This is a genomic window from Acinetobacter sp. Ac8 (assembly GCF_055392545.1).
The window spans coordinates 1077790-1103798 of sequence record NZ_AP043689.1; the positions used below are offsets into that span (position 1 = coordinate 1077790).

The 26009-nt window shown below is 39.8% G+C and carries 25 protein-coding genes; 10 read left to right on the forward strand and 15 right to left on the reverse strand.

Annotation, left to right across the window (positions count from 1 at the left end):
• Positions 1 to 44 precede the first annotated feature (44 nt).
• The 8 genes from ACZ5QH_RS05165 to sdsA all read right to left on the reverse strand — a co-directional run bounded on the left by ACZ5QH_RS05165 (position 45) and on the right by sdsA (position 10696).
• On the reverse strand, positions 45 to 473 hold the full coding sequence (locus tag ACZ5QH_RS05165; RefSeq protein ID WP_004819543.1) for a YbjQ family protein: 429 nt from the start codon (positions 471 to 473) through the stop codon (positions 45 to 47).
• Between the two features lie 9 nt (positions 474 to 482).
• Positions 483 to 833, reverse strand: a complete 351-nt coding sequence (locus tag ACZ5QH_RS05170) for a YbjQ family protein (protein WP_004819546.1) — start codon at positions 831 to 833, stop codon at positions 483 to 485.
• A gap of 103 nt (positions 834 to 936) precedes the next feature.
• Positions 937 to 2397, reverse strand: a complete 1461-nt coding sequence (adeK, locus tag ACZ5QH_RS05175; RefSeq protein ID WP_004722574.1) for a multidrug efflux RND transporter AdeIJK outer membrane channel subunit AdeK — start codon at positions 2395 to 2397, stop codon at positions 937 to 939.
• A complete protein-coding gene (adeJ, locus tag ACZ5QH_RS05180; protein ID WP_034615665.1) occupies positions 2397 to 5576 on the reverse strand; it encodes a multidrug efflux RND transporter permease subunit AdeJ in 3180 nt (1059 codons plus the stop codon). The genes adeK and adeJ overlap by 1 nt, the downstream gene beginning before the upstream one ends.
• 13 nt (positions 5577 to 5589) lie before the next feature.
• Complete coding sequence (locus ACZ5QH_RS05185) at positions 5590 to 6846, reverse strand: efflux RND transporter periplasmic adaptor subunit (protein WP_034615663.1); 1257 nt, start codon at positions 6844 to 6846, stop codon at positions 5590 to 5592.
• A complete protein-coding gene (locus ACZ5QH_RS05190; protein WP_004819553.1) occupies positions 6846 to 7484 on the reverse strand; it encodes a phosphatase PAP2 family protein in 639 nt (212 codons plus the stop codon). The genes ACZ5QH_RS05185 and ACZ5QH_RS05190 overlap by 1 nt, the downstream gene beginning before the upstream one ends.
• Before the next feature lie 158 nt (positions 7485 to 7642).
• Positions 7643 to 9697, reverse strand: coding sequence for a site-specific recombinase (locus ACZ5QH_RS05195; protein WP_034615660.1), 2055 nt, complete (start codon positions 9695 to 9697; stop codon positions 7643 to 7645).
• Positions 9698 to 9712: 15 nt separating this feature from the next.
• Complete coding sequence (gene sdsA, locus ACZ5QH_RS05200; RefSeq protein ID WP_096733407.1) at positions 9713 to 10696, reverse strand: All-trans-nonaprenyl-diphosphate synthase; 984 nt, start codon at positions 10694 to 10696, stop codon at positions 9713 to 9715.
• Between the two features lie 430 nt (positions 10697 to 11126).
• Between sdsA and rplU the strand changes: the two genes are divergently transcribed.
• The 8 genes from rplU to ACZ5QH_RS05240 all read left to right on the forward strand — a co-directional run bounded on the left by rplU (position 11127) and on the right by ACZ5QH_RS05240 (position 18685).
• On the forward strand, positions 11127 to 11438 hold the full coding sequence (rplU, locus tag ACZ5QH_RS05205) for a 50S ribosomal protein L21 (protein ID WP_004722561.1): 312 nt from the start codon (positions 11127 to 11129) through the stop codon (positions 11436 to 11438).
• A 19-nt stretch (positions 11439 to 11457) separates the two neighbouring features.
• Positions 11458 to 11712 (forward strand): 50S ribosomal protein L27, encoded by a 255-nt coding sequence (gene rpmA, locus ACZ5QH_RS05210; protein ID WP_004722560.1) that lies wholly within the window; start codon positions 11458 to 11460, stop codon positions 11710 to 11712.
• A gap of 252 nt (positions 11713 to 11964) precedes the next feature.
• Positions 11965 to 12660 carry an outer membrane lipoprotein periplasmic chaperone LolA gene (lolA, locus tag ACZ5QH_RS05215; RefSeq protein ID WP_303577918.1) on the forward strand — a complete coding sequence of 232 codons (696 nt, stop codon included), beginning with the start codon at positions 11965 to 11967 and terminating at the stop codon, positions 12658 to 12660.
• Between the two features lie 191 nt (positions 12661 to 12851).
• Positions 12852 to 14378 (forward strand): carotenoid oxygenase family protein, encoded by a 1527-nt coding sequence (locus ACZ5QH_RS05220; RefSeq protein WP_303577919.1) that lies wholly within the window; start codon positions 12852 to 12854, stop codon positions 14376 to 14378.
• Between the two features lie 102 nt (positions 14379 to 14480).
• The gene (locus ACZ5QH_RS05225; protein ID WP_270382742.1) at positions 14481 to 15287 is read left to right on the forward strand and encodes an RsiV family protein; all 807 of its coding nucleotides are present in this window, start codon (positions 14481 to 14483) and stop codon (positions 15285 to 15287) included.
• Positions 15288 to 15395: 108 nt separating this feature from the next.
• On the forward strand, positions 15396 to 16667 hold the full coding sequence (serS, locus tag ACZ5QH_RS05230) for a serine--tRNA ligase (protein ID WP_303577920.1): 1272 nt from the start codon (positions 15396 to 15398) through the stop codon (positions 16665 to 16667).
• Positions 16668 to 16748: 81 nt separating this feature from the next.
• The gene (gene cysG, locus ACZ5QH_RS05235) at positions 16749 to 18122 is read left to right on the forward strand and encodes a siroheme synthase CysG (RefSeq protein WP_303577921.1); all 1374 of its coding nucleotides are present in this window, start codon (positions 16749 to 16751) and stop codon (positions 18120 to 18122) included.
• 83 nt (positions 18123 to 18205) lie between these two features.
• Entirely contained in the window at positions 18206 to 18685 is a 480-nt protein-coding gene (locus ACZ5QH_RS05240; protein ID WP_004819563.1) for a tRNA (cytidine(34)-2'-O)-methyltransferase, read from the forward strand.
• 43 nt (positions 18686 to 18728) lie between these two features.
• Here the strand turns inward: ACZ5QH_RS05240 and ACZ5QH_RS05245 are convergent, their stop codons facing one another.
• The 3 genes from ACZ5QH_RS05245 to ACZ5QH_RS05255 all read right to left on the reverse strand — a co-directional run bounded on the left by ACZ5QH_RS05245 (position 18729) and on the right by ACZ5QH_RS05255 (position 20223).
• Positions 18729 to 19133 (reverse strand): hypothetical protein, encoded by a 405-nt coding sequence (locus ACZ5QH_RS05245; RefSeq protein ID WP_244015312.1) that lies wholly within the window; start codon positions 19131 to 19133, stop codon positions 18729 to 18731.
• 208 nt (positions 19134 to 19341) lie between these two features.
• Positions 19342 to 19719, reverse strand: coding sequence for a hypothetical protein (locus ACZ5QH_RS05250; protein WP_303577922.1), 378 nt, complete (start codon positions 19717 to 19719; stop codon positions 19342 to 19344).
• Between the two features lie 102 nt (positions 19720 to 19821).
• Positions 19822 to 20223 (reverse strand): winged helix-turn-helix transcriptional regulator, encoded by a 402-nt coding sequence (locus tag ACZ5QH_RS05255; RefSeq protein ID WP_004722540.1) that lies wholly within the window; start codon positions 20221 to 20223, stop codon positions 19822 to 19824.
• A gap of 167 nt (positions 20224 to 20390) precedes the next feature.
• Here ACZ5QH_RS05255 and ACZ5QH_RS05260 point away from each other — a divergent pair, with 167 nt between their 5' ends.
• Both ACZ5QH_RS05260 and ACZ5QH_RS05265 read left to right on the forward strand, forming a co-directional pair.
• Positions 20391 to 21092, forward strand: a complete 702-nt coding sequence (locus ACZ5QH_RS05260; protein WP_004819581.1) for an SDR family NAD(P)-dependent oxidoreductase — start codon at positions 20391 to 20393, stop codon at positions 21090 to 21092.
• 31 nt (positions 21093 to 21123) lie between these two features.
• Positions 21124 to 21681: a flavodoxin family protein gene (locus ACZ5QH_RS05265; RefSeq protein ID WP_303577923.1), complete on the forward strand. Its 558-nt coding sequence runs from the start codon at positions 21124 to 21126 to the stop codon at positions 21679 to 21681.
• Positions 21682 to 21755: 74 nt separating this feature from the next.
• Here ACZ5QH_RS05265 and ACZ5QH_RS05270 read toward each other — a convergent pair whose 3' ends face one another.
• From ACZ5QH_RS05270 to lipB, 4 genes are all read right to left on the reverse strand, one after another.
• Positions 21756 to 23168: an APC family permease gene (locus ACZ5QH_RS05270; RefSeq protein ID WP_004722537.1), complete on the reverse strand. Its 1413-nt coding sequence runs from the start codon at positions 23166 to 23168 to the stop codon at positions 21756 to 21758.
• A 333-nt stretch (positions 23169 to 23501) separates the two neighbouring features.
• Positions 23502 to 24686 carry an iron-containing alcohol dehydrogenase gene (locus ACZ5QH_RS05275; RefSeq protein ID WP_303577924.1) on the reverse strand — a complete coding sequence of 395 codons (1185 nt, stop codon included), beginning with the start codon at positions 24684 to 24686 and terminating at the stop codon, positions 23502 to 23504.
• 3 nt (positions 24687 to 24689) lie between these two features.
• On the reverse strand, positions 24690 to 25223 hold the full coding sequence (locus ACZ5QH_RS05280; RefSeq protein WP_004819586.1) for a hypothetical protein: 534 nt from the start codon (positions 25221 to 25223) through the stop codon (positions 24690 to 24692).
• Positions 25224 to 25302: 79 nt separating this feature from the next.
• Positions 25303 to 25992 (reverse strand): lipoyl(octanoyl) transferase LipB, encoded by a 690-nt coding sequence (gene lipB, locus ACZ5QH_RS05285; protein WP_239046316.1) that lies wholly within the window; start codon positions 25990 to 25992, stop codon positions 25303 to 25305.
• Positions 25993 to 26009 lie beyond the last annotated feature (17 nt).

The following is a 26009-nucleotide window of genomic DNA, read 5'->3' on the forward strand; positions in this document are numbered from 1 at the left end:
TCTAATGAAAAAATCATGATGATTATTTAAAAAGAGGAGGGAGATTAAGTTGCTGTTCCATAGGCAAAGACTTCAACCATTCCACCTTGCATACCGAGTTCTGTGGTACTTAAACGTAAGCCCATAATATGCGTAGCTCCAATATTTTCAGCTTCCTGTTTTAATCTAACAATCGCCTCTCGACGTGCGCGATCGACGACACTCTCATAGGTGGTTAAACGACCACCAAAGAAGTTCTGAATTTGCGCAATAATATATTTAAAATAATCATGTGAAATCACCACATTACTACTGATAAGTTGCCCTTGCTTTTCAGAGACTTGGAACTTATTGGTATCAATCCGAATATGGGCAAGCCGTTGTTCATTGTCTGCCAATTCTTTTAAATGCTTTTGCTCAATAAAACGTCCAAAACCCCAGCCAATAAAAAACAGAACCAGTGTGAGCCCAATTTTAAAAATTAAACCATCCATCTGTTTCGCCTATTTTGAAAATGGGTCAGGAAGTTGAGTTGTGGTCGGTTCGACAATGACCGCAGTACCATAGACAAAAAGTTCTGATGCACCTTGCGCAATATTAGAGGTGGAAAAACGGATTCCAACAATTGCATTGGCACCTAAACCATGTGCTTTTTCAATCATACGATTCATGGCTTCTTGGCGCGATTCTTCTAATAACTCGGTATAGCCTTTGAGTTCACCACCGACAATATTTTTTAGACCAGCCATAAAGTCACGTCCAACATGTTTACTACGGACGGTACTTCCATAAACGACATCAAGCTGTTGCTTTATGACATGTGCTGGAACAGTTTCTAAATTACTGAGTTTCATTTTAAATATTCATTGATGATGTATTGCTTCAAACATAGGAAATTATCCATTAAAAAGCAATAAAAAAAGCCCACCGAAGTGAGCTTTGATCATCAAACTGAGATTAACTGACTTTTTTATCTTTTGAATGATATTTCAATTCAGATGAAGAGGCCGGTTGTGCAATTTGATCCGCAGTGTTGGCTTTTAGACCACCACCAAGGGTTTTATAAACCTCTACCTGATTGTTTAAGTTCGCTTGCTCTAATAGCAATAAACCTTGTTCAGCAGAGTAAGACGTACGTTGAGCATCTAAAACAGTTAAGTAACTATCAATACCAGCACGGAAGCGGGCATTTGAAAGTTTATAGGTTGTATTGGTTGCATCAACTAAACGTTTTTGAGCAGAAAGACGATCACCAATATTTTGGCGAGTCGCTAATGCATCATTGACTTCACGGAAAGCAGATTGAATTGATTTTTCATAGTCAGATAACGCAATTTGTTGATCTGTTTCTGAAATCTTAATGTTCGCTTTACGTGTGCCCCAATCCCATAACGGAATATCAAGACTAGGACCTAAAGACCAAACGAAAGCACCTGATTTAAATAAATCACTTAAATCAGTAGATGCATAACCTGCAGTACCCGTCAAACTGATGGTTGGGAATAAGCGTGCTTTCGCAGCACCGATATTCGCACCAGCAGCAGAAAGTTGGTATTCAGCCGCTTTGACGTCTGGACGGTTGTTCAGCAAGTCACTTGGTAAACCTGATGCGAACGCAGCATTTGAAGTAATACGCGTTACACGTTGTGTTGGCAATAAGTTGTCTGGAACTGATTGTCCAACAAGTAGATTTAGCAAGTTCTGAGCTTGTGCAATTTGAGTCTTATAATTGGCAACATCATTACGTGCAGTTTCAACAGAAATCTGAGCCTGACGAACAGGCACTTCACTGTCAATACCGACATCAAAACGTTTTTTGTTGAGGTTATAAGAGTCAAGCTGCGCTTTTAATGTTTGGTCAGCGAGCTTAAGTTGTGCACTGGCAAAAGAGTAATTTAGCCAAGCTTGCGCAACTTGACTAATTAAGCTGATTTGCGTTGCATCACGCGCACTTGCAGTCGATAAATAAGTATCAAGCGCATTGTCTTTTAAACTTTTTACTCGACCCCAGAAGTCTAACTCATAAGCAGTTACACCAAGGCCAACATTATAACGTGTTTGAGCACCTACACCTTGATCCTGACGTAATAGACCACCACTTGCACCAATCGTTGGTAGCTGATTGTTTTCAGTGATTTGATAGGCTTGTTGAGCACGTTGAATGTTCAATGTTGCTGTACGTAAATCACGGTTATTGGCTAAAGCAAGATCAAGTACTTGAAGTAAGCGTTGATCTGCAAAAAACTCTTTATAACCTTGTTCAGCAATAGATGTACCACCGTTATTTTGAATATAACCAGTTGGTATGTTCGCCTGAGCTACGGGTTCTGGGCCACGCATGCTTTGACACGCTGTCAAAGCAAGCGCAAGTGCAGATACCGCAATGCTACGACCTGAAATAGACCATACTTTTTGCATCACGATTTATGCTCCTGAATATTTTGATTTTTAGGTTTGTACTTAAAGATACTACGAATCCATACGAAGAACACAGGAATAAAGAAGATACCTAAAAGTGTTGAGCTAATTACACCACCCAATACACCATAACCGACTGAGTGTTGGCTACCAGCACCAGCACCGCTTGATAAAGCAAGTGGCAATACACCGAAACCGAACGCTAAGGTTGTCATGATAATTGGACGTAAACGCATTTTTGCAGCATGCAATGTCGCTTCAAACAATTCTTCGCCTTGTTCTTGCAACTCTTTTGCAAACTCTACAATCAAAATCGCATTTTTTGCAGACAAACCGATGACTGCAACGATCGCGACTTGGAAGTAGATGTTAAATGATAAGTTAGGATCACCTTTGATGACCATGCCCAACCAAGTTAAGGTAAATGCACCAATAACACCTAATGGTACGACCAGCAATACTGAAACTGGAATTGACCAACTTTCATATAAAGCTGAAAGGCAAAGGAACACGATAAGCAATGAAAGAATTAAAAGCGGAACAGTTTGACTGCCAGATTCACGTTCTTCTAAAGACAGACCCGTCCATTCATAGTCGAAACCTGTTAAGCCCATAGATGGTAACTTACCAATAATTTCTTCCATAGCAAGCATCGCATCTCCCGAACTTACGCCCGGTGCTGGTGTACCTTGAATGTTTGCAGAAGCTACACCGTTATAACGCTCGAGACGAGGTGAACCATAAGTCCATTGGCCTGTTGCAAATGCAGAGAATGGAACCATAGTGCCGCTATTGTTACGTACATACCATTTGTTTAAGTCTTCAGGCATCATACGAGCGCTTGATTCGCCTTGAACATAAACTTTTTTCACACGACCACGGTCAACGAAGTCATTGATATAAGAACCACCCCAAGCCATGCTCATGGTCGAATTAATATCCGCAATACTAACCCCCATTGCACCAGCTTGCGCTTGGTCAACATTGATTTGATATTGAGGGGTATCTTCTTGTCCATTTGGACGAACACCAGCAAGACGTTTGTCTTGAGAAGCCATACCTAAAACAGCATTACGCGCAGCAACCAATTTCTCATGGCCTTGACCACTAGCATCTTTTAATTGGATGTCAAAACCTGATGAAACACCTAATTCTGGCATTGCAGGTAATTGCAATGGCATGATGTAAGATGCATCTTTGACAATCATATTCAGTGCCATACCACGTTGGATGATGGCGCCAATTTGTGATTCAGGTGTGGTACGTTCACTCCAGTCTTTCAACTTCATAAATGCTAAACCAGCATTTTGCCCAACCCCAGTAAACGAGAAACCAGAAACTGTAAATATAGTATCTACGTTTGCTTTTTCCTTATTTAAGAAGTAATCGGTCATGGTCGTGATGACTTTATCTGTCCGTTCAAGGCTGGCACTTGGTGGTAACTGAACCAATGTCATAACCATCCCTTGGTCTTCTTCTGGTAGGAAAGAAGAGGGGAGCATTTTATACAGTCCGACTAAGGCAACAATTACCGCAACGTAGATCACACCAGAGAAGATCTTATGATGGGTCATACGATTGACACCACCTTGGTATTTCTCCGCTACTTTATCAAAGCTACGGTTAAACCAACGGAAGAAACGCGCAAAAATGTTATTGCTTGGTTCTTGATTTGGATCATGCTGTTTTAACAATGTCGCACAAAGCGCAGGGGTAAAAGTTAAAGCAACGATTAATGATAAAACCATTGCAGTAACGAGCGTGATCGAGAACTGACGGTAAATTACCCCTGTAGTACCACCGAAGAATGCCATTGGCACAAATACGGCAGTCAATACGCTGGTAATACCTACCAAAGCACCTGAAATTTGTTTCATCGACTTTTCAGTGGCTTCAACTGGACCCGTATGCTCTTCTTGCATCACCCGTTCGACGTTCTCAACCACAACGATGGCATCATCGACCAATAGACCAATTGCCAGTACCATGGCGAACATGGTTAAGGTGTTGATTGAAAAGCCGAAAATATTAATAACTGCAAATGTCCCCAGTACAACCACAGGAACTGCCATTGTTGGGATAATCGTTGCGCGCCAGTTCTGTAAGAACAAGAACATCACAAAGAATACAAGAACGATTGCTTCAATTAACGTGTGTACCACACTTTCAATTGAAAGTTTGATAAATGGTGTGGTGTCATAAGCAAGCTTATCTTTCAGACCATCTGGGTAGTTTTTACGGAGTTCACTGAGGCGTTTTTCTACAGCAGCCGCTGTATCAAGTGCATTTGCACCTGTTGCCAATTTAATCGCTACACCGCCAGCAGGCTTACCATTAAATTTAGAATCAAATTGGTAGTTATCTGAGCCGAGTTCTACACGTGCAACATCACTTAAACGAACCTGAGCACCCGAAGCGGTATTTTTCAGGAAAATGTTTTTAAACTGTTCAGGTGTCGTCAACATGCTTTGTGCATTGACAGTCGCATTGAGGACTTGACCTTGTACCGCTGGAGCACCACCCAATTGACCTACAGCCACTTGTGAGTTTTGCGCACGAATGGCAGCAGCAATGTCACTTGGTGTAACTTGCAAACTGGTCATTTTAGCTGGGTCTAGCCAGATACGCATTGCATATTGACCACCAAAGACTTGAATTTCACCTACGCCTGCAACACGACTCAGTGGTTCAGAAATATTTGAGTTTACATAGTCTTTAATGTCAGCCCCAGACAGGCTGCCATCTGGCGAATAAAATGCAAGTACTTGCATAAAACTCGCGCCAGATTTGGTCACTTTTATCCCTTGACGTTGTACATCTTCAGGTAACAGTGCAGTCGCTGATTGTAATTTGTTCTGTACTTGAACCTGTGCAATGTCTGGATCAATACCTTGTTCAAAATTCAGGTTGATTGATGCTTGACCATTACCCGCACTGTTCGATGAGATATAACGTAAACCATCTAGACCATTCATTTGTTGTTCAATGATCTGAGTTACCGTGTTCTCAACAGTTTGTGCAGAAGCGCCAGGATAAGTTGCAGAAATTGTCACCACAGGCGGAGCAATTGTTGGATACTGAGCAACAGGCATTTTTGTCAGCGTCAGAATACCCGCCAACATAATTACCAGTGCAATCACCCACGCAAAAATGGGGCGATGAATAAAAAATTGAGCCATATTCGTCTACCCCTTATGCATTTGAAGTAGCTTTTTGTTCACTAGATTTATTTTGTTGAACAGGTTGTGCTGCTGTACCTGGTTTAGCACCTGCTTGGGGTGCAGCCGCTTGAGGCTGATACGGTTTAGCAACCACAGCTTGTTCTGGTTTTACTTTGGCAATACCATCAACAATCACTTTATCGCCAGTATTTAGGCCTTGAGTGACAATCCAATCTTTACCTTGAACACCTACAGTTGTTACAGGACGGCTTTCGACTACCCCTTTAGCATTTACAATCATCGCGATTGCTTGGCCAGTTGGGGTACGTGTAATTGCTGCTTGTGGAACTAAGTAAGCATTTGGAATTACGCCTTGTACGATCTGCGCATTGGCAAACATACCTGGCAATAATAAATGATTAGGATTTGAGAAGACTGCACGTAAAGTTACAGAACCTGTGCTTGGGTCTACACTTGCATCAGAAAATGCAAGGTTTCCTTCCACACTGTAGAAGCTACCATCTTCAAGTTTTAAACGAACTTTGGTGTTATTGCTACGGTCAATACTACCTTGACTTAACTGTTGACGTAGACGTAATAACTCAGCACTTGATTGGCTGATGTCTACATAAATTGGGTCAAGTTGCTGAATTGTAACCAAAGCATTGGCTTGGTTTGCAGTCACCAAAGCACCGGCAGTAACTGAAGAACGACCAGATTGACCTGAAATAGGTGAACGAACAGTCGAATAACCTAGGTCAATTTGTGCATTTTTAACAGCAGCATTTGACGCTGCAATATCTGCTTCAGCAAGTTTGATTTGTGCAAGCAAATCATCAAATTCTTGCTTAGAAACAGCATTGATGCCGACAAGTTGACGATAACGATTTGCTTTAACCTGCAAGGCATTTAAGTTTGCTTGCTGACGTACTAAAGCTGCTTTTGCACTGTCTAAGTTTGCACGATTGATGCTCGAGTCAATCTCATAAAGAGGTTGGCCTTCACGAACAAAACTACCTTCCGTAAACAAACGTTTTAAAATCACACCATTTGTTTGTGGGCGAACATCAGAGATTTGATACGCTGAAGTACGACCCGAAAGTTCAACAGTTTGTTCTACGCTTTGTGGCTGAGCAACAATGACACCAACTTCAGTCGGCGGCATTTTTTGGGCAGCACCACCAGCTTGTTGTGCTGATTTAGGATCTTTGCTGCAGCCTACAAGTGCAATACTTGTTGCGAGAGCACAAGCAGTAAGGGCAGGAGCCCAAAGCTTTGCCGACATCATTATTCCACCTCGTTTAGATTCTTATCTAAAAATAATTTGTTCTGTCTTAACGTTTCTCGTGACAGTATGAGCCATAAAATTGCAGCCCATATGACACCTATACTCCATCCAGTGAGTACATCAGTTGGGAAATGTGCCCCTAGATAAATTCTAGAGCCCCCCATGCTTAGAAACCATAAAAAGCCCCCCAAGCTAATCCATTTAACTTGGCGATGCTTTTGAAATATAAACATAATCGAACAGCATACAATCGCTGCATAAATGCTGTGAGCACTAGGAAATGAAGCACCATAGGTTTGCACCATTTGGTAGATTTCATCGGGTCTAGGACGATTGACCAGATATTTGAGTATCCAACCAATTGCCGCAGCACCGAGCAGTCCAATACTGATCATCAGCACATTTGCATATTGTTTTAGGCGTATGAAATATAAATTACATAGCCCTGCAATCACGATCATTGACGGTAAGCCGCCCAGATAGGATAGGGTGAGTGCTAGACCATTTAAGACCTCTAAACGGTGTGAACTCATCCATACAACGCTTGAAAAATCAAACTGTTGTACCTGGTTAATGTTTAAACCAACACTCCCAATAAGTAAACCTATACAGCCAATAAGGAGCAATACGTAAGGCATAAGTTAACCTAGAGTATATAATTGCGTACGTTAAGTTTATTTAATCAACCGAAGTGTACTAGCCAGTACACTTTTTTTCAAGTGAGTAAATTTAGGTAATTTATACTAATTTCTTTTTGTGAAATATTTAACAATTTGCACAAAAAATAACAAAAATCCTAGTGATTTAGTTTGCTTTGTGAGTTTGCCTCATCTTCAAGTTGTAAGGGTTGTTTTGGCGGCCAGAAGAAATCTAGAGGACGGGTAGAAAAATGGGTAAATATAAGTTTTGCCAATGGTTTCCATTGTGAAAAACGAACTTGTCTTGCTCTGAGTGCCACAATAATGGTGAGCGTGAAGCTGACAAATAAGTTGGTCAAACCAATACATAACACGCCAAGGAAAGACACAATGATGAGGCCAATATCAGGTGAACCATTGATGGTCATTAAGCCTTGAATAAAGTTAGCAGCAGCAAACGCAATATGGCGGATATCTAAAGGTAAACCTAAGATAAAACCAATGGTTCCCATACTTCCAAGCATGATCCCAAAGATAAAATTACCCGCTAAAGCGCCTAAGTTTCGTTCGATATAGTCTGCAAACTTGTCCAGTCGGGCCTGTCCCATCATTTTTTTCAATTTTACGTGAGCTTTTAAGCGGGGGCCGACTTTTCGATAGACTGACATATTGTCAAAATATCCAGCGATTAATCCCGATAAAAATAAACAAACACCGGCAATTGCTGCATGAGGAATTGCCAATGAGGTAAATGGATTTAGACTGGCGAGTAAGGTTGTGGCTTTAGCATGCGTCAAAAGTGGTTCATGCATTGACAGCTGCCAGAGATAGGTAATTAAGGCGGCAGTAGGAATCGCAATCGAAATATTTCCCAGAATTGCAATAAACTGAGTCCGGATAATATTAATAATCAGTCCGGCAAGTTCAGCAATTTGTGCCGTTTTTGAACCTTTTTGATGCTGAACTGTTGATGCAAGTGCAGCCGCCGTCATCGCAGGCTGTTTGGTTGCTACAGTAAAGTGCAAAACATGGATCAGGATAAAACCCAATGAGTAATTCATACTGTAGAGAAAGGCATGCAAAAATGGCGCAAGGACTAAACGTGCAGTCAGTATTTTCAGGGTTGCCATGGTTGCAATAATCGCACCTGCACCTGCAGCTGCTTTATACATACCAAAGAAACCTTTCTTATCGGTACTTACATAATGTTCGCCTGTCTTACTGGCGTTTTCAGTGACTTGTAGTGCGATTAACTCACTGTTGGTTTTAAGCAAATCACGCACACTGGTTTCACTATAGTGTGCATTGACTAAGTCAGTGAGCAATTCACCGCAGAGCTGATAACGAATCTGGTCATCTTCGACCAGAAGATTGAGTAAGAGTTCGATTCGATCAATACATTGTTCTAGTAGCGAGAGTAAATAAGTCAGGCTTAAACTCACCCCAATCCGCTTGATTGCTCGACGGATTTTCTGTACCACATCACGACATTGTTCAATCATGACCAATGCTTGGTCTGCATCGGGAGGAATACCCACAGCAAACTCATCTTCATCGCGATGCTGCTTTTTATACGCTTCTATAAACTCAACAATTTCACGGTTTTGAACTAAAAAAGGCGATTCATATTCTTGAAGTTCGGGGTAGGCATTGATAAATTCAGGATATAAGCCAATACCACTGATTCGATAGGAAAGCACAGTAATGGCTTTGACAATATCGCGTTTAATTCCCAATTTATCGTTTTTATAACGATGACCTTGATTGAGTAATCGGAACAATTGTTCCCATTTCTTTTCACTGATATTTTCCAGCCAATATTTATCACTACGTTGGTGAAACACTTTGCCAACCAAATCTTTGAGATCTGATTCGTCTGTCAATAAAGGTAGAAAATGTGCGCCAATACGTTGCCCAAGCTGATTCCAAAAGCCGTCTAAAGATAAAATCCCACTATCTGCATACAATCCTGCTTGTTTATAGTGATTGACCAGCTTGAGTAAATAACCTTGAAATGCAGAAGATGCATTGGGTGTAGTGAGCAGTGCTTGAATTAAAGCATCAAATTTATTTTGACTTTCTTCTAAATTGTGGCTGTCACTGGGTCTGATACGATTGATTAACTCAATTAATATATCAGGATTGGGAACAACTTTTATGCCGTCGAGTTGTTCCTGCATAAGGAGGAAAAGATCATTAAATTGTATATGCATAAGCCTTGTTAAATTTTATTGAATTCGATGTAAGGCAAGTTGCGCTAAATTATACAATGCCTGGCGATACTCAGATTCAGGCAATTGGTTCAAAGCCTGAATCGCAGCTTGAGTTTCTTCTGTGGCACGGCGACTACAATAATCTAAAGCACCTGAGGTCTGCACAATTTCAATCACACGATCCAAATCGCTTGTTCCACCAGTTGCGATACTTTTACGGATAATTTCGTGCTCTTCACCCTGGGTATTTGCTAAGGCAGAGATTAAAGGTAAAGTGGGTTTACCTTCCATTAAATCATCACCAATATTTTTACCTAATGTTTCAGCATCAGAGGTATAGTCTAAAATATCATCAATAATTTGAAAGGCATTGCCAAAATGACCTGCAAATAAACGTAATGGTTCACGATACTCAGGTTTCCCTGCAATGATGGCAGCACCTTCAGTTGCAAGCTCAAATAAACGAGAAGTTTTACCGTGAATAATATCTAAATAAGTTTGTTCAGTCGTTTCGGGTTGATGTTGTGCTTGAAGCTGTAATACCTCACCTTCGGCAATTTCACAAGTGCCCGTCGAAAAGTCTTTGAGCAAGATCATATTGTCGAGATCAACCAGAAGATCAAAAGCTCGAGAAATCAGAAAATCACCCACCAACACAGCAGTTTGGTTGTTCCAAGTTGCGTTCGCAGTTGGACGACCACGACGTAAACCAGATTCATCTACAACATCATCATGTACCAAGGTTGCGGTATGCAGCATTTCAATGATTGCTGCCAGTTTACGATAAGGGTCCATCTGTAGATCTGTTGCACCACATGCTTTTGCTGCAAGTAGGCACATGATTGGACGCATGCGTTTACCGCCAGCTTCAACAACATGTTTACTGACGGCCATCACTAAAGCAACTTTTGAGGTAATCCCTTCATTAATAAACTTGTCCATTGCAGCAAAGTCGGTTGCAACTGGAGCGAGAATATCTTGCTTAAAGTCGATGGTCATCGGGTGGGAGCCTCATGCAAATGCGTTATAAGTTGCTAGTGTAACAATTAACATGTCTGAATGTTGCTTTTGAAAGCAGACATCGTGCCTGAATCTTAATGATTTGTTCTTTCTTTGTCCAAAGATGAATAAAGCATTGAACATTCAATCGATCATTCTTTTGAGCTACATAGTAGCGGATTTGTTTTAAAAATCTATTTCAATTTTAGCTGTATCTTAAAAAAAAATTCATATTATCAAAGGGGAAATCTTAAAAAAACCATTATATGTAGATTATTTTCTATACAATGATAATATTTGCTGGAAATGACTTGTTGTTTAATTCATTATCACTTAAAATCTTTGCCCTTGAATAACCCCCAGTGGCGTTCGTCTTAAGATCGATATATTCCTTTATCGGCACGACGACACGGGTAAGTTGGAGTACATTATGTACGCAGTAATCCAAAGCGGTGGTAAACAGCACCGTGTTGTTGAGGGTGAAACCCTTAAAGTAGAATTGTTGAAAGCTGAAACTGGCGCGACTATTACATTTGATGATGTATTAATGGTTGTGAATGGCGAAAGCATTCAAATCGGTGCTCCAGTTGTAGCTGGCGCAAAAGTAACTGCAGAAGTGGTTGGTCACGGTCGTCATGACAAAATTCGTATTGTTAAAATGCGTCGTCGTAAGCACTACCGTAAACAACAAGGTCACCGTCAATGGTTTACCGAGTTGAAAATTACTACGATCGCAGGTTAATCACTAGGAGTATATAGACATGGCAACTAAAAAAGCCGGTGGTTCGACCAAAAACGGTCGTGATTCGAATCCTAAAATGTTAGGTGTTAAAATGTACGGTGGTCAAGCTGTGACTGCTGGTAACATTATCGTTCGTCAACGTGGTACAGAATTCCACGCGGGTACAAATGTTGGTATGGGTCGTGACCATACTTTATTTGCTACTGCTGACGGCGTAATCAAATTTGAAGTGAAAGGTCAATTTGGCCGTCGCTATGTATCTGTTGAAGCGTAAGCTTTAATGGTGCAAAGAAGCCCGCTTTATTGCGGGTTTTTTTATCAGTTTTTTTTAGCATTCAACAAAAAACCATCTTCATCATGATGAATAATTTTCAACATATTGCACCAATAACAATACAAAACTTCTTATTTTCTCAATTATTACTGGCTCAATTTGGTTTAAGATAAGCAATCTAATAAATTACATTCTGTGCCAAATATTATTTGAATATTTTAATTGAGGTGCAGACATAGAAAAGGTGAACATATGAATATGCTTCGTAAAACGATGGGTGTAGTGGCTATAAGTGCAGCGCTGTTTGCACCTGTAATGAGCACAACAGTTTTTGCAGCAACTGCTGCTTCGGAGCAACAAGCAACCGCAAATCTGGTTAAACAACTCAGTGGTGTAAAAAGCTTTACTGCAAATTTTGAGCAAACCACAAAAGCGACTCAAACAGGTAAAGTTGCACAGAAAAAGGGTTTAACCGCTCAGCATATGAATCAAACCTTTAAAGGTACAATGAAGGTTGAACGTCCTGGTAAATTCTATTGGGAAACCACGACACCCGCAAAACAGACTATTGTGACCGCAGGTCGTACAGTGTGGATTTATGATCCAGACTTACAGCAGGCTGTACGCCAAAGTTTAGATGAGCAGGTTGCCAATACACCAGCATTACTACTCAGTGGTAATACTGAGCAAATTCAAAAGGCTTATCGTATTACTCAGCCTAATGCAGGTAAAACTTACTATACCTTGTATCCAAAACAAAAAGATGGTGCTTTCCAAAGCTTGACGATTAGTTTTGGGGCGAAAAATGCACCGACTTTAATGATCTTGCAAGATTCTTTGGGTCAAACAACCACTGTGCGTTTTAACAATGTACAGGTTAATGCCGCTATCCCTGCATCTACCTTTAATTTTGTGCCGCCTAAAGGCACAGACATTATTGATCAATAAGCGATTTTGATTGAATAGAAGAGCAACCGTAAGGTTGCTTTTTTTATGCCGATTAAACAGAACACAGCAATAGACTTAGCCATGTTGATCAGGCGAATGATGAATAATAGCTACGAGCAAATAAAGTGGCTTTCAATACAAGATTATTCTATGCTCAAACAAGGGTTTGAATATAAAAACTGAGATGCTATATGTATCGCAAAACACAATTGAAACTCAAACATTACCCAAAGATGACTGCGCAAAAGTCATTTTTGAATGTTTTGAGGCAAAAGTTAATCTGCATGATTGGGCGATTTTTAAGACGGCATCGTCGTGACACAGAAGTCAATCTTTATCAGCAGAAGCTTTACCAGCCAGTTGAAGAAATTATCATAACCACCTTAAAAATATCAGGAATTATCCCACCACATTTAAATGGTTTATTGTTAAGAATTGGCTCAAATCCGATTGATGTCGCAAAGCCGACATTATTTGAGTGGTATCTTGGTCATGGAATGATTCACGCGCTTAAATTACAAGCGGGTAAAGCAATCTGGTTTAAAAGCAGTATGCTGGCCACAGATACGGTGCAGAAATATAAACAACGTCCCTCAATAGGCGGCTTTCGCCGTGGCGCACATGATGTTGTAAATACCAACATTTTTAAACATGCAGGAAAACTTTGGGCGGTGATTGAAGCTGGCGCGTTTCCAATCTGCTTAGATGATGAATTAAATGCAGAACGTTATCAGTTGTTTAATAGTGATGCTGATTTACCGTTTACCGCACATCCTCGTAAAGATATTAAAACAGGGCACTTACATGCAATTAGTTATGATGCTTTAGATCGTAAAAATGCCTATTACCAAGTGATTGATCAGCATGGCGATTTAATTCATGTCACGCAAATTTTATTACAACATGGTCCCATGATTCATGATTGTCTCATTACACAACAAGAAGTTTTGGTTTTTGATTTTCCACTTACTTTTTCAATGACTCGATTATTGCATGGCGCAAGTGTTCCCTATCAATGGAATAAACAACATCAAGCACGTATCGGAATATTGCCTAAATATGCAAATGCTGAACAGATTCAGTGGATTGAGCTTGAACCGTGTTTTGTTTTTCATGCAGCAAATGCTTTTCGTGATCATGAAAATAGAATTATTTTAGATGTTTTGGTACATCAGGACGATTTTGAACATTCCCAACACGCAGCTTATGAATTGCAACATGCACAGTTAGAACGTTGGCGCATTGATTTAAGCTTACAAACGCTACATAGAACTGTACTCGACTCTCGGGTTCAAGAATTTCCGAAAATTGATGCGCGTTTTACTGGGGTTGCATATCGCTATTTATACACTTTGGGTTTTGCTGAAACTGCATTGTTCAATTATTTATATATTTATGATTTAGAAATGCAAACATCTGTGAGTTATGATTTTGGTACGCAGTGGGCAATTGGTGAAGTCACTTTTGTGGCTGAGCATGAACACAGTGCAGAAGGGCAGGGTTATTTGATGGCCTATTTACATCATGTGGACGGAGAAGCAGCCAAAGCTGTTATTTTAAAAGTAAATGGATTGGAAATTCAGCCACAAGCTGAAATTGATTTGGGCGTACATATACCACTGGGGTTTCATTGTAATTGGGTTGAGAACCATGCAAATGTAGATTTCAATCAAAATGACAATGTTGGCGCTAATTTGAATAAAAGAGTTAGCACATAGGCTTAAACAACAAAATTTCAATAATTAACAATTATGAATATTAATTTAAAGGTTCTGGTTTTATGATAGGGCTATTACTAAATATGCTTTAAAGATATAGAAATGAAAGTAAATTTTAAAAGTGGTCTGATTTTTTTATCTCTTTTATCCAGTATGCTCATGGTTAGCGCATGCCAAGAAAAGCCAGCACCTCAAGCAGAACAAGCTGCAACAGCAACTCAACACGCACAAATACCGCTGATTCAAGCCAAAGTTGAACGCGTCAATGTGGTAAAAAAACAGTTTTGTGATGAAGATGGTTGTACGCAATATGATTTGCAAACTGTTAAAAGTAATGTGCCTTGGCTAGATGAGTATTTTCTAAATCGTATTAAAAAAGATGTCCCAGGCGCATTTGAGAAAGATCAAAATCATGCTCAAGCTGAAAGTGAAGCGCAATCTTCACCTAAAGGCTTAAATCAAAATTCAATTTATGTTCGTTTTATTTCACAACAAAATAATTTAGCCACTTTTGTGATCCAGACTTATACCTATGCAGCAGGTGCTGCTCATGGGATGTATCACAATGAATATGTGACATTCGATCTAAGCACGCAAAAGCGCCTCGCCCTAACTGATATTTTAAAACCAAACGTCGAAGCAAAAGTTGCTGAACAGCTTTATGATGCCAATGCGAATTGGTTGATTCAAAAAGATATTACGCGTGATAAATTGCAGTTAAGCGATAACTATTATTATGGTGTAAATGGTCTGGTTTTTGTTTATCCATTATATGAACTTACGTCTTATGCAGAAGGTATGCCTGAGTTAAAGCTGCCGTATCAAGTGGCAAAAGATTTGATTAAAGCTGAGTATTTACCAAGTCTACCTCAAGTCGAAGCGACTGTAGAAAAACCTGTTACACCTTAATTGTCTTCAAATCATACAATTCATGTATGTCTAATGCTCTGTCACTGTATTTTTTACAGTGAAGAGCTTACACTATAGTCAGTTTTTTTCTTACCCTTTAGATTGACTATGATCGACCCGAAATTAATCAGAAATAATATCGAGGCTGTAAACTTAGCCTTAGCCAAACGTGGTGTACAACTCAACGTTGAAGAATGGGCATCACTAGAAGCTCGCCGTAAAGAAATTCAGTCTAGAACTGAAAACTTACAGGCAGAGCGTAATTCGGGTGCGAAACAAGTTGGTCAAATCAAAAAATCTGGTGGCGATGCTTCAGAAATCATGGCACGTATGGGTGCGATTGGTGATGAGATTAAAGCCGCTGAAGTTGAATTGAATGAACTTCAAGCTGAATTAGAAGCAAAACTACTCTCAATCCCAAACATGCCACATGAGTCTGTACCAGAAGGGAAAGATGAAAGTGATAATGTTGAAGTTTTAAAGTGGGGCACACCACGTCAATTTGATTTCGAAATCAAAGACCATACTGACCTTGGCGAAATGATGGGTGGGTTGGAGTTTGAAACTGCAACCAAATTAACGGGCACACGTTTCAGCGTATTGAAAGGTCCATTGGCGCGTTTACAACGTGCATTGACCCAGTTCATGCTGGATACCCATACCTTGAAAAATGGTTATACCGAAGCTTATGTCCCTTATCTTGTCAATGCAGACTCATTGCGTGGTACAGGTCAACTGCCTAAATTTGAAGAAGATTTGTTTAAATTACAAGGCGAAAAAGAATACTATTTGATTCCAACCGCTGAAGTTCCAGTGACGAACTTTGTCCGTAATGAAATCATCGATGCTGACCGTTTACCGTTGAAATATGCTGCGCATACACCATGTTTCCGTAGTGAGGCAGGTTCTTATGGTCGTGATACGCGTGGTTTGATCCGCCAACACCAATTCGACAAAGTTGAAATGGTTCAAATCGTAAAACCTGAAGACTCAATGGATGCTTTGGAAGCATTGACAGGTCATGCAGAAGGGATCTTACAAGCTTTAGGCTTACCATATCGTAAAATCGTTTTATGTGGTGGTGATATGGGCTTTGGTGCGTGCAAAACTTATGATTTAGAAGTTTGGGTACCAAGCCAAAATACATATCGTGAGATTTCTTCTTGTTCAAATATGGGCGATTTCCAAGCACGTCGTATGATGGCGCGTTATCGTGCAGACCAAAAGAAAACTGAGCTGGTACATACTTTGAATGGTTCTGGTTTAGCTGTCGGTCGTACTTTATTGGCTGTGATGGAAAACTACCAACGTGCCGATGGCTCTATTGAAGTGCCAGAAGTGTTACGCCCGTACATGGCTGGTGCAACATTCATCGACTAAATGTCGAAAACTCGATATTTGGTTCAGTTTTGTGCATAAATATTGCTTAGTACAATCAGATTTGAACTTTTGAGGAACACTGTGGAAATTTTCCCAATTTCATTAAAACTACAAGGGCAACCTTGTCTGATTGTGGGTGGTGGGCATATTGCTTACCGCAAAGCAGTATTACTTGCAAAAGCAGGTGCAGTGATTCATGTGGTTGCACCTGATATAGAGCAAAATCTTTTAGATATTGTCCATTCAACCCATGGGCAATATCATGCAGATAAATTTGATCCTCAAATTAGCCTAAGTAGCTATCGTTTGGTGATTGCTGCAACCAATGATAAAGCGGTCAATCAAGCTGTTTTTGAAGCTTGTGAAGATTTAAATGTGTTGGTCAACAGTGTTGATGATCCTCCACATTGTCGCTTTATGGTGCCTGCGATCATTGATCGTTCACCACTGGTGGTTTCAATTGCCACCAATGGTGCTTCTCCTGTTTTATCTCGCCAGATTCGTACTCAGCTTGAAGCGTCTATTCCACATGGAATGGGTAAACTTGCTGATTTTTCTGGGAAATGGCGTAAAGCTGTTAAAGAACAGATTACTAATTCTGATGAACGTCGAATCTTTTGGGAAGATTTATATGCCAGCCCTTTAAAAGAGCAGGTGTTTAATGACAATCTCATAGAGGCGGATCGTCTAATTGAACAAGCTTTAACAAAATGGCAAAAACCAAAAGGTGAAGTTTATTTGGTGGGTGCAGGACCAGGTGATCCTGAGCTATTAACCTTAAAAGCTCTTAGACTGATGCAGCAAGCGGATGTGGTGATTTATGATCGTTTGGTGTCCCCCGCGATTTTAGAGTTGTGTCGCCGTGATGCTGAAAAAATCTATGTGGGTAAAGCTCGTTCAAATCATTCTGTGCCACAAGATGGGATTAATGCATTACTGGTCAAATATGCCACCGAAGGCAAACGTGTCTGCCGTCTAAAAGGTGGTGATCCGTTTATATTTGGTCGCGGTGGTGAAGAAATTCAAGAGCTTTTTGCAGCCAATATTACGTTCCAAGTTGTTCCGGGCATTACCGCCGCATCAGGGTGCTCAGCTTATGCTGGGATTCCGCTTACACATCGTGATTATGCACAAAGCGTCCGTTTTTTGACGGGACATTTAAAAGAAGGTTCACCAGAGCTACCTTGGAATGAGCTGGTTTATGAAAATCAGACATTGGTTTTATATATGGGCTTGGTGGGACTAGAAAAAATTTGTGAAAATCTAATATCACATGGTCAACGTCCAAATATGCCAGTGGCTTTGATCTCCAAAGGGACAACCCCGGATCAAAAGGTGGTGGTTGGAACTTTGGCAGATATTGCATCAAAAGTTGAAGAAAACCATATTCAAGCGCCTACTTTGACCATTATTGGTGAAGTGGTGAGTTTACGCGAACAGTTACAGTGGCAATAATATCTGCCTAAATTTTTTTTTAAAAAACAGACATGGTCTTTTTTAAAGGACTTAGGTTGTATTCTGATAAGTAGAGATCTCCCGTGATTCATGTTGTTTTATACGAGCCTGAAATTCCTGCAAATACAGGGAATATCATTCGTTTATGTGCCAATACAGGTGCACAATTACATTTAGTCAAGCCTTTAGGTTTTGAACTGGATGATAAAAAGTTGCGCCGTGCAGGATTGGATTATCATGAATGGGCGCATATGAAAGTTTGGGAAAATTTTGCTGAATGTTTGGCACATTTAAAGGTGCAGGGGATTGATCTTGATGCGATTTATCCTTTAACCACCAAAGGTACTGAAACACCACATACCTCAGATTTAAACCGGCCTGTGGCTTTATTGATGGGGCCAGAAACACGTGGTTTACCAGAAGATGTCCGGATGATGTTCCCTCAGTCGCATTGGATTCGTTTACCTATGGCACCGAATTCACGTAGTCTGAATTTATCGAATGCCACCGCAGTGATTCTATATGAAGCATGGCGTCAACAAGGATTTAAAGAATTAAAATAAAAATCATAACCCATCGCATAGATGGGTTTTTACTCTTATTAATTTAGAATTTCCTTTTTGGAAGGAGCAATGTGGTTATGGTTGTATAAGCGATCTCATCCGATTGGGATTTGCCTTTAAAATCAGTAATCCGAATATTTATCTTAATTTTTTGCCCTTTCTTTGCTGTATATCGAATGTTTAAGAAGAAGCTATTCTCTATAACTGTTTCTAAATAGTGTTGACAACCCGTATCTGCTCGACCAGAAACCTGTGCTTTTTTTACAAGGCCTTTAAAAGAAATAAGGTACGTTTCACTTTTAAATCGGCCATCACCAAGTCTGTCAATAAGAAATGTATTTGTAGAGGTATTCTCTAAAAGCTTGACCACCAAATCACAAGAGTTTTCATAAGAAGCAAATGCACGATGGCTGCATAGTGTTAGGATAAAGAGGAATAGTATTTTCATTATTTTTTCCATTTAACATATTTTATTTATAAGATGTTAAGTGTATTGCATCAGGTAAAATTTTTAGCTGAGCGTACATTGTACTTATAGCATTCGAATTGATGATTCATGCAAAGGTAATGACTCTTTGCTGCTTAAATTGTATCAAAGTGTCTTTGTACAAGGATCAAAGCGTGTATTGGACTGATTTCATAGCAGAGCTGACTAATTATTTATCGGGTCCTAAATAGGTCACCGTTTCAGATTTCGGTATACCTTTATAATCTGTGATTAAGATATTCAGTTTAATTTTTTGTCCTTTTTTAAATTCAGAGCGATTCGGGAAATCTCTTAAATTTTCTTCTAAGACTTTGCCGATATAGTGTTGACAACCACTATCTGCTCGGCCAGCAGCTTGCGCTTTTTTTACAATACCTTTTATGTTGAGTGTTGTTTCCTCAACTTCACCTAAGCCATCTTTATTGATATATAGCGTACGTGTAGACGCGTTTTCTAAAAGTTTAACTTCTAAGTCACAAGAATTTTCATAGGACGCAAAAGCGCTATGGCTGAGGATTGCTAGGATAAAGAGCAGTGGAATTTTCATTATTTTGTCCTCTTTGCTATGTTTTTATTCAAATGACGCTGAGCTGATATCATGCTTACAACATAGCGAGCTGAGTATAGGTCGTATTTAGAGTGTTGAGGTTTAGGCTTCTTGTAGCAGTGCTGGCTCATTTTTTGCTTGAATGGCATCAAATTGTTTTTGAGCACGAATGACATGTTGCACATTGCCTTCAGCCCAGAGCTTAAATGATAAAGCAGTTTGAGCAAACTCAAAGCCTAGAGAGGTTAATGCATATTCAACACGAATCACATTGTTCTCATGAATTGTACGGGTGATAAATCCATCTCTTTCCAGAATTTTTAATTTCTGAGAAAGTACTTTAGGTGAGATGCCAGTTAAGTTTTTTTTCAGTTCATTGAAGTGTTGAGAGTGCTGATGAAGTCGATAAATAATCATCAAAACCCACTTATCTGCAAATTTTTCAAAAAAAGATCGTGCCGGGCAATTTGGATGAAAAATATTAAAATTGAATGCATTAGTCATCAATCTATACCTCAATTTGGAAAGTTATAACCAAGAAATGACCAGTTACCACGTAGTAACTAATTGATACTAGATTTCAAAAGTATATCATAAATTAATCAGATCAATACAACTTCTGCTGATTGATAGCGTTGATCGACCCTTTTATATTTATGAGCGTGGTTTTAATGAAAATAACAGATGCGGTCGTTTTTATTACGGGTGCAAATCGTGGTCTAGGTTTAGCACTTGCCCAGCAAGCGATACAACGTGGTGCCAAGAAAGTTTATGCAGGAATGCGTAATCTTCAAGGTTTTAATCAACAGGGTATTATTCCGATTGTTGTAGATGTCACAGATCCCGTATCTATTCAAAAAGCTGTTGCAGAATGTGGTGATGTCAATCTATTAATCAACAATGCAGGTATTGCACGCTTAAATGAAAGTCCTGTAGACGCAAATATTGCAGCAGTGACACGGACGGTTTTAGACACCAATCTTTATGGTGTGATCAATACGACTCAGCAATTCTCTCCAATTTTAGCAAGCCATGCTGAAAGTTATATCGTCAATATTTTATCGGATGTGTCTTGGGAACCCAGCACGATGTTAGCCAGTTATGCGATTTCTAAAGCAGCAGCATGGTCATTTACCAATTCAACTCGGCAATGGTTAGCTAAAGCCAATGTTCATGTGATGGGGGTACATGTTGGTTTTATCGACACAGATTTAACCCAATCACTCGATATTGCCAAAATTTCACCACACACAGTGGCGCAACACGTATTTGATGGAATTCAACAAAATGCCTTTGAAGTGTTGGTTGGGGAATCTACCCAACAACTCAAACAAGGTCTAACTGCAACCCCTCCAAGTTATATCAAACATTAATATACCTATCATCTCAATCAGAGGACTTATCATGTCAAAAATTGCTGTTGTTTATCATTCAGGTTATGGTCATACCAAAGTCATTGCAGAAACTTTTGCCAATGAAATTCAGGCAACGCTCATCGAAGTGGATCAAGAGGGCAATATTCAAGATCAGGATTGGGACACTTTAGATGCCGCAGATGCAATCGTATTTGGTGCGCCAACTTATATGGGCGGTGTGCCTTGGCAATTTAAAAAATTTGCAGATGCATCTTCTAAGCGTTGGTTTACTCGTGCATGGGCAGACAAGATTTTCGGTGGTTTTACCAACAGCGCAAGTTTAAATGGCGATAAGCAAGTCACGTTAATTTCTTTACATACCTTGGCTTCACAACATGGTGGTATTTGGGTCAGTCTTGGTTTGGCACCATCAAACACTAAAAGCGCTACACGTCAGGATGTGAACAGCTTAGGCGGTTCTGTAGGCTTATTGGTTCAATCACCTGCTGATGCCAGTACAGATGAGATTCCAAGCGGTGATTTAGAGACTGCAAAACAATATGCAAAACGAATCAAAGCGATAACGGAAAAATTTATTGCAGCATAATTGCAGTTGATATGACTAAAATAAGAAAGGCGCATAAAGCGCCTTTCTTATTTGATTACACCCACAATAATCAATTATTCATGTTCATTGTGTTGTGGTGCAGGGTAGCGGAAACCACGAGTTTTATAGGCTAAATAGGCAACACCTAATACAGCCCATGCAAGCCCGAGTTTTAATGCCATTTCATCAATTTCTAACCACATCAAGAATACGCTGGCAAAACCAAGAGACGGAATCACCACATAATTGATGATTTCTTTCAGTGATTTTGTTCTGCCATCGCGTAAGGCGTAACGTGAAATCACGGAGAAATTCACAAAACTAAAGGCAGTTAAAGCACCAAAGCTAATTAAGTTGACAATATGTTCAAGGTCAAGAAAACCTGCTGATAACGCAACAACACCGACAATCAAAATATTATAAGTCGGGGTATGTAATTTTGGACTAATATGACCAAAAATCTTTTTGTTAATGACGCCATCACGACCCATTACATACATCAAACGGGATACCCCAGCGTGTGCAGAAATACCAGAAGCCAGTACAGCAATGACCGCAAAATACAATACTAACTTTTTAAATGCGATGCCTGTAATTGCCGTTAGAATGGTTGCATTGCCAAGTGCTTCAAGCATCACAGGTTGAGATTCATCCAGCGGATTAAAGTAAAGATTGGCATTACTTGGGAAAAATAGCTGAATAAAATAGGTACTAAAAATAAAGATAATACCCGCGATCAACGCTGTAGAGAAAATTGCTTTTGGTAAGGTTTTTTCAGCATCTTTGGTTTCTTCTGCAAGGGATGATAACGCATCAAAACCTGTGAAAGAGAAACAAAGAATCGTTGCACCACCGATTAACGCACCAATTGCAGTCATTTCACTCCAGAATGGAGCAAGTGACCATAATTCAGCTTTATCTGGGTTTAAGGTACCATCTGCGTAAATACCCTGAGTTAACAGTAAGTAAACTTCATAAACAAAATAGAAGATGATCGCAAGTTGCACCACAACAATGGTACTGTTAAATCGAGCAACAAAACGTGAACCAAACAAGTTGATCACAGTCATAATTGCCGTCAGTGCAATGACCCAGATCCAGTTATTCACATCTGGGAATAAGGCTCTTAAGTAAATATCAGCCAAAATAATGTTGACGAGTGGAGATAATAAATAATCTAACCAAGAAGACCAGCCAACCATAAAGCCGACATTTGGGTGAATCGATTTTTGCGCATAGGTATAAGCAGACCCTGACGAAGGGTAGCGCTTGATCATATGACCATAACTGATAGAGGTCAGAAGGATGGCAACAAGCGCAAAAATATAAGAAGTTGGAACATGTCCATGGCTTCCGTCTGACACTAAACCAAAGGTATCAAATAAGGTAAGTGGCTGAATATACGCTAGACCAATAATGATAATATGCCACAGCACAAGATTTTTTTTCAGTTTTGCTGTGGATTGAGTCCCAGAGATATCTGTCAACGGCGTTATCCTCTTAATCGTTGATCAAGGATCAGTCATATTTATAAGGATCGTTTGAGACGAACGATCCCCCCTAAGAATAAAACAAAAGTGCGCCAATCTACTCTAAAAGGTCACATTTGTCAGTAACTTTGTTGGCTTTTTTAGCAGAAAACGTGCCATCTTGATCAAAAAATAAGTGACTGCCCATTCTGCAAGATAAAAGCCCGATGTTTAGATAAACATCAGGCTATTTACTATCGGGGGCTGTCAACATTTCATCTGTAGACTACATCACTGCAAACATAGACTTAGTGCCAATAGCTCCCTCTATATTGTCGCAATTTTAGACAATTACCAAGCTTTTTCTAAGATTGACTTTAAATCTTTAAAGGTTGCTTCTTTCGGATTGAAAATAATTGAGCCGTCATTGAGTGCTTTTTCGGCAACTTCATCCAGCTGTGCTTGAGTAACTTTACCTGTTTCACTCAAGGTACGTGGAAGCTTAGTCAAATGATAGACACGATCACGCATGGTATTTAATGTCTCTATGGCCTTATCCGCACGCTGGTTTGCAGGGGTCTGTGCGTAAATATCAGCACCAGCAAGTGGCAATAATAGATCGGCAATCTTGTCACCATTCACTTCCTTGTTGTATTCCAAAACATAAGGAAGAAAGAGATTCATACATAAGCCATGAGGCAAATGCGCAACTGCACCTAAAGCATGACCAAGAGAATGCACAATACCAACCATCGAGTTAGAAAATGCAATGCCTGCCATTGTTGAGGCTTGAGCAAGTTCTAAGCGGCTTGTTGCATCACTAGGGTGATCCAGTACATCAAATAAGCTTGTACTGATCTTTTTGATGGCAGCTGTTGCATACGCATCGGAAATTGGATTGGCTGCGATACAGGTATAGGCTTCTACAGCATGTGTCATGGCATCCATCGCTGTCATTGCTGTCAGATGTGGTGGCAATGTTTGGGTCATACGTGGATCGAGAATCGCCGCATGTGGCATTAAGTAATTCGAGGCAAATGCCATTTTCACATTTTTTTGATTGTCAGATACGACCGCAGCCAAGGTCACTTCTGAGCCTGTACCTGACGTGGTAGGAATCACAAAAAAAGGTTTAAGTGGGCGAGGGAGGTTGTGGGCACCTGAATACTTAAGTAAATCATCGCCACCCTCGGAGACTAAAATATTGGCTGTTTTAGAGGTATCAATAACCGAGCCACCACCCACAGCAATAATCGCATCACAGTTATTTTCACGATACGCTTGTGCTGCGGCACGAACTGTTTCAAGGCTTGAATCAGGCGGAACATCATCAAAAATAATGCCAATTTCAATATCAGTAGATTCAAATGCAGCTTCAATAGGTGCTAAAAGGTGATTGGCACGTACACCTTTATCAGTGATGATCATTGGGCGTTTAGCGCCTAATGATGCAAGTTCGAAAGGAATATGTTCGAGTGCAGCATGACCAGCGATCACTTTTACAGGACAGAAAAATTCGTAATATGGTTTAGCCATGTGTTAAGCACTCCCTTTTAAATATGATTGGGCAACTTTAAGATAGATATTTGCAGCGCCCGCTAATTTTTCTTTTAAGCTTAATTCTGATGGATATTCTTTTACCGCGAGTTCAGCAACCAGTTTAGGTAAAATTAATGCTTCCATTTTATTCAGACAACGCACTAAACGGATGGCATGTGCCACATCTCCATCTGCGATCATACGGTCATTTGCAAAAGCTTGAGCTGTACTTTCCTGAAATGAAAAGACTAAAAAAGCATGATGAACATGTTTGAAAATAATCGATAGATCAGGCTTAACATCTAAAGATTTAACCAGTTCAAGCTGTTTGTTTTGATTGACTCTGGCAATAAATGAAGCGCCGTTTGGAAAAACTTTCATTGATAATGTAAAACCAACAGGGAGTACAGATACTTCATGTTTAATTTCATCATCAACTTGACTCGCCATGACCAAACCTCTGCCAATCACATCCATCATGAGTTTGACATAGGCTTGTTCTAAAGCGGGTTTGATAGATTTACTTGAAATCACTCGTTAGTCCCTTATATAAAATTGTACTTTTGTTTTAGAGTAATTACTCTAATTTGTTTTCAGATAAAAATAAAGCGATTTATTTGTGAATGACTTCATGGTCATTTGATTTTTTGTCGATGACTTCAATATCACTAAAGTACCCACTCTGTTGAAAATACTCAATCACATCTTTTGATAGTTGCTTGTAATCAGGATAATTTTTAATCAAATCGCAGACACGGACCATTTCTAAACCTGCATAACCACATGGGTTAATGGTATGGAAGCCATCTAAGTTACAATCAATATTTAATGCTAACCCGTGATAACTACGTCCTCTGCGGATTTTAAAGCCCAGTGAACCAATTTTACGTTCGTTGACATAAACACCTGGTGCATCAGCTTTGGCATAGGCATCGACATCATATTTCTTGAGCAGATTGATCATTAAGTTCTCTGCATAAGTGACCAATGTACGCACATTCCATTTCAAGCGATTTAAATCAAACATGAAATAAATCACCATTTGACCAGGACCATGCCAGGTAACTTGTCCACCACGATCTGATTGAACAACAGGGATATCACTGTGCGTTAAAATATGTTCAGGTTTGCCTGCTTGCCCCTGAGTCAGTACGTCAGGATGTTGCAAGATCCAAAGCTGATCTGGAGAATTTTCATCACGTTGTTCAGTAAAAGATTTCATTTCCTGAAAACGCTCGGCATAAGGCGTTAAGTCTTGATATTGACGAATAATCAGATGTGGTTTTAGAACAGCATCGTTCACAGACAAGTGCCCTTAAA

Excerpts from the sequence above, each read along its gene's own strand:
- ACZ5QH_RS05165 (WP_004819543.1), bottom strand. The coding sequence starts at position 473 with ATGGATGGTTTAATTTTTAAAATTGGGCTCACACTGGTTCTGTTTTTT.
- ACZ5QH_RS05170 (WP_004819546.1), bottom strand. The coding sequence starts at position 833 with ATGAAACTCAGTAATTTAGAAACTGTTCCAGCACATGTCATAAAGCAA.
- adeK (WP_004722574.1), bottom strand. The coding sequence starts at position 2,397 with ATGCAAAAAGTATGGTCTATTTCAGGTCGTAGCATTGCGGTATCTGCA.
- adeJ (WP_034615665.1), bottom strand. The coding sequence starts at position 5,576 with ATGGCTCAATTTTTTATTCATCGCCCCATTTTTGCGTGGGTGATTGCA.
- ACZ5QH_RS05185 (WP_034615663.1), bottom strand. The coding sequence starts at position 6,846 with ATGATGTCGGCAAAGCTTTGGGCTCCTGCCCTTACTGCTTGTGCTCTC.
- ACZ5QH_RS05190 (WP_004819553.1), bottom strand. The coding sequence starts at position 7,484 with ATGCCTTACGTATTGCTCCTTATTGGCTGTATAGGTTTACTTATTGGG.
- ACZ5QH_RS05195 (WP_034615660.1), bottom strand. The coding sequence starts at position 9,697 with ATGCATATACAATTTAATGATCTTTTCCTCCTTATGCAGGAACAACTC.
- sdsA (WP_096733407.1), bottom strand. The coding sequence starts at position 10,696 with ATGACCATCGACTTTAAGCAAGATATTCTCGCTCCAGTTGCAACCGAC.
- rplU (WP_004722561.1), top strand. The coding sequence starts at position 11,127 with ATGTACGCAGTAATCCAAAGCGGTGGTAAACAGCACCGTGTTGTTGAG.
- rpmA (WP_004722560.1), top strand. The coding sequence starts at position 11,458 with ATGGCAACTAAAAAAGCCGGTGGTTCGACCAAAAACGGTCGTGATTCG.
- lolA (WP_303577918.1), top strand. The coding sequence starts at position 11,965 with ATGAATATGCTTCGTAAAACGATGGGTGTAGTGGCTATAAGTGCAGCG.
- ACZ5QH_RS05220 (WP_303577919.1), top strand. The coding sequence starts at position 12,852 with ATGTATCGCAAAACACAATTGAAACTCAAACATTACCCAAAGATGACT.
- ACZ5QH_RS05225 (WP_270382742.1), top strand. The coding sequence starts at position 14,481 with ATGAAAGTAAATTTTAAAAGTGGTCTGATTTTTTTATCTCTTTTATCC.
- serS (WP_303577920.1), top strand. The coding sequence starts at position 15,396 with ATGATCGACCCGAAATTAATCAGAAATAATATCGAGGCTGTAAACTTA.
- ACZ5QH_RS05245 (WP_244015312.1), bottom strand. The coding sequence starts at position 19,133 with ATGAAAATACTATTCCTCTTTATCCTAACACTATGCAGCCATCGTGCA.
- ACZ5QH_RS05250 (WP_303577922.1), bottom strand. The coding sequence starts at position 19,719 with ATGAAAATTCCACTGCTCTTTATCCTAGCAATCCTCAGCCATAGCGCT.
- ACZ5QH_RS05255 (WP_004722540.1), bottom strand. The coding sequence starts at position 20,223 with ATGACTAATGCATTCAATTTTAATATTTTTCATCCAAATTGCCCGGCA.
- ACZ5QH_RS05260 (WP_004819581.1), top strand. The coding sequence starts at position 20,391 with ATGAAAATAACAGATGCGGTCGTTTTTATTACGGGTGCAAATCGTGGT.
- ACZ5QH_RS05265 (WP_303577923.1), top strand. The coding sequence starts at position 21,124 with ATGTCAAAAATTGCTGTTGTTTATCATTCAGGTTATGGTCATACCAAA.
- ACZ5QH_RS05275 (WP_303577924.1), bottom strand. The coding sequence starts at position 24,686 with ATGGCTAAACCATATTACGAATTTTTCTGTCCTGTAAAAGTGATCGCT.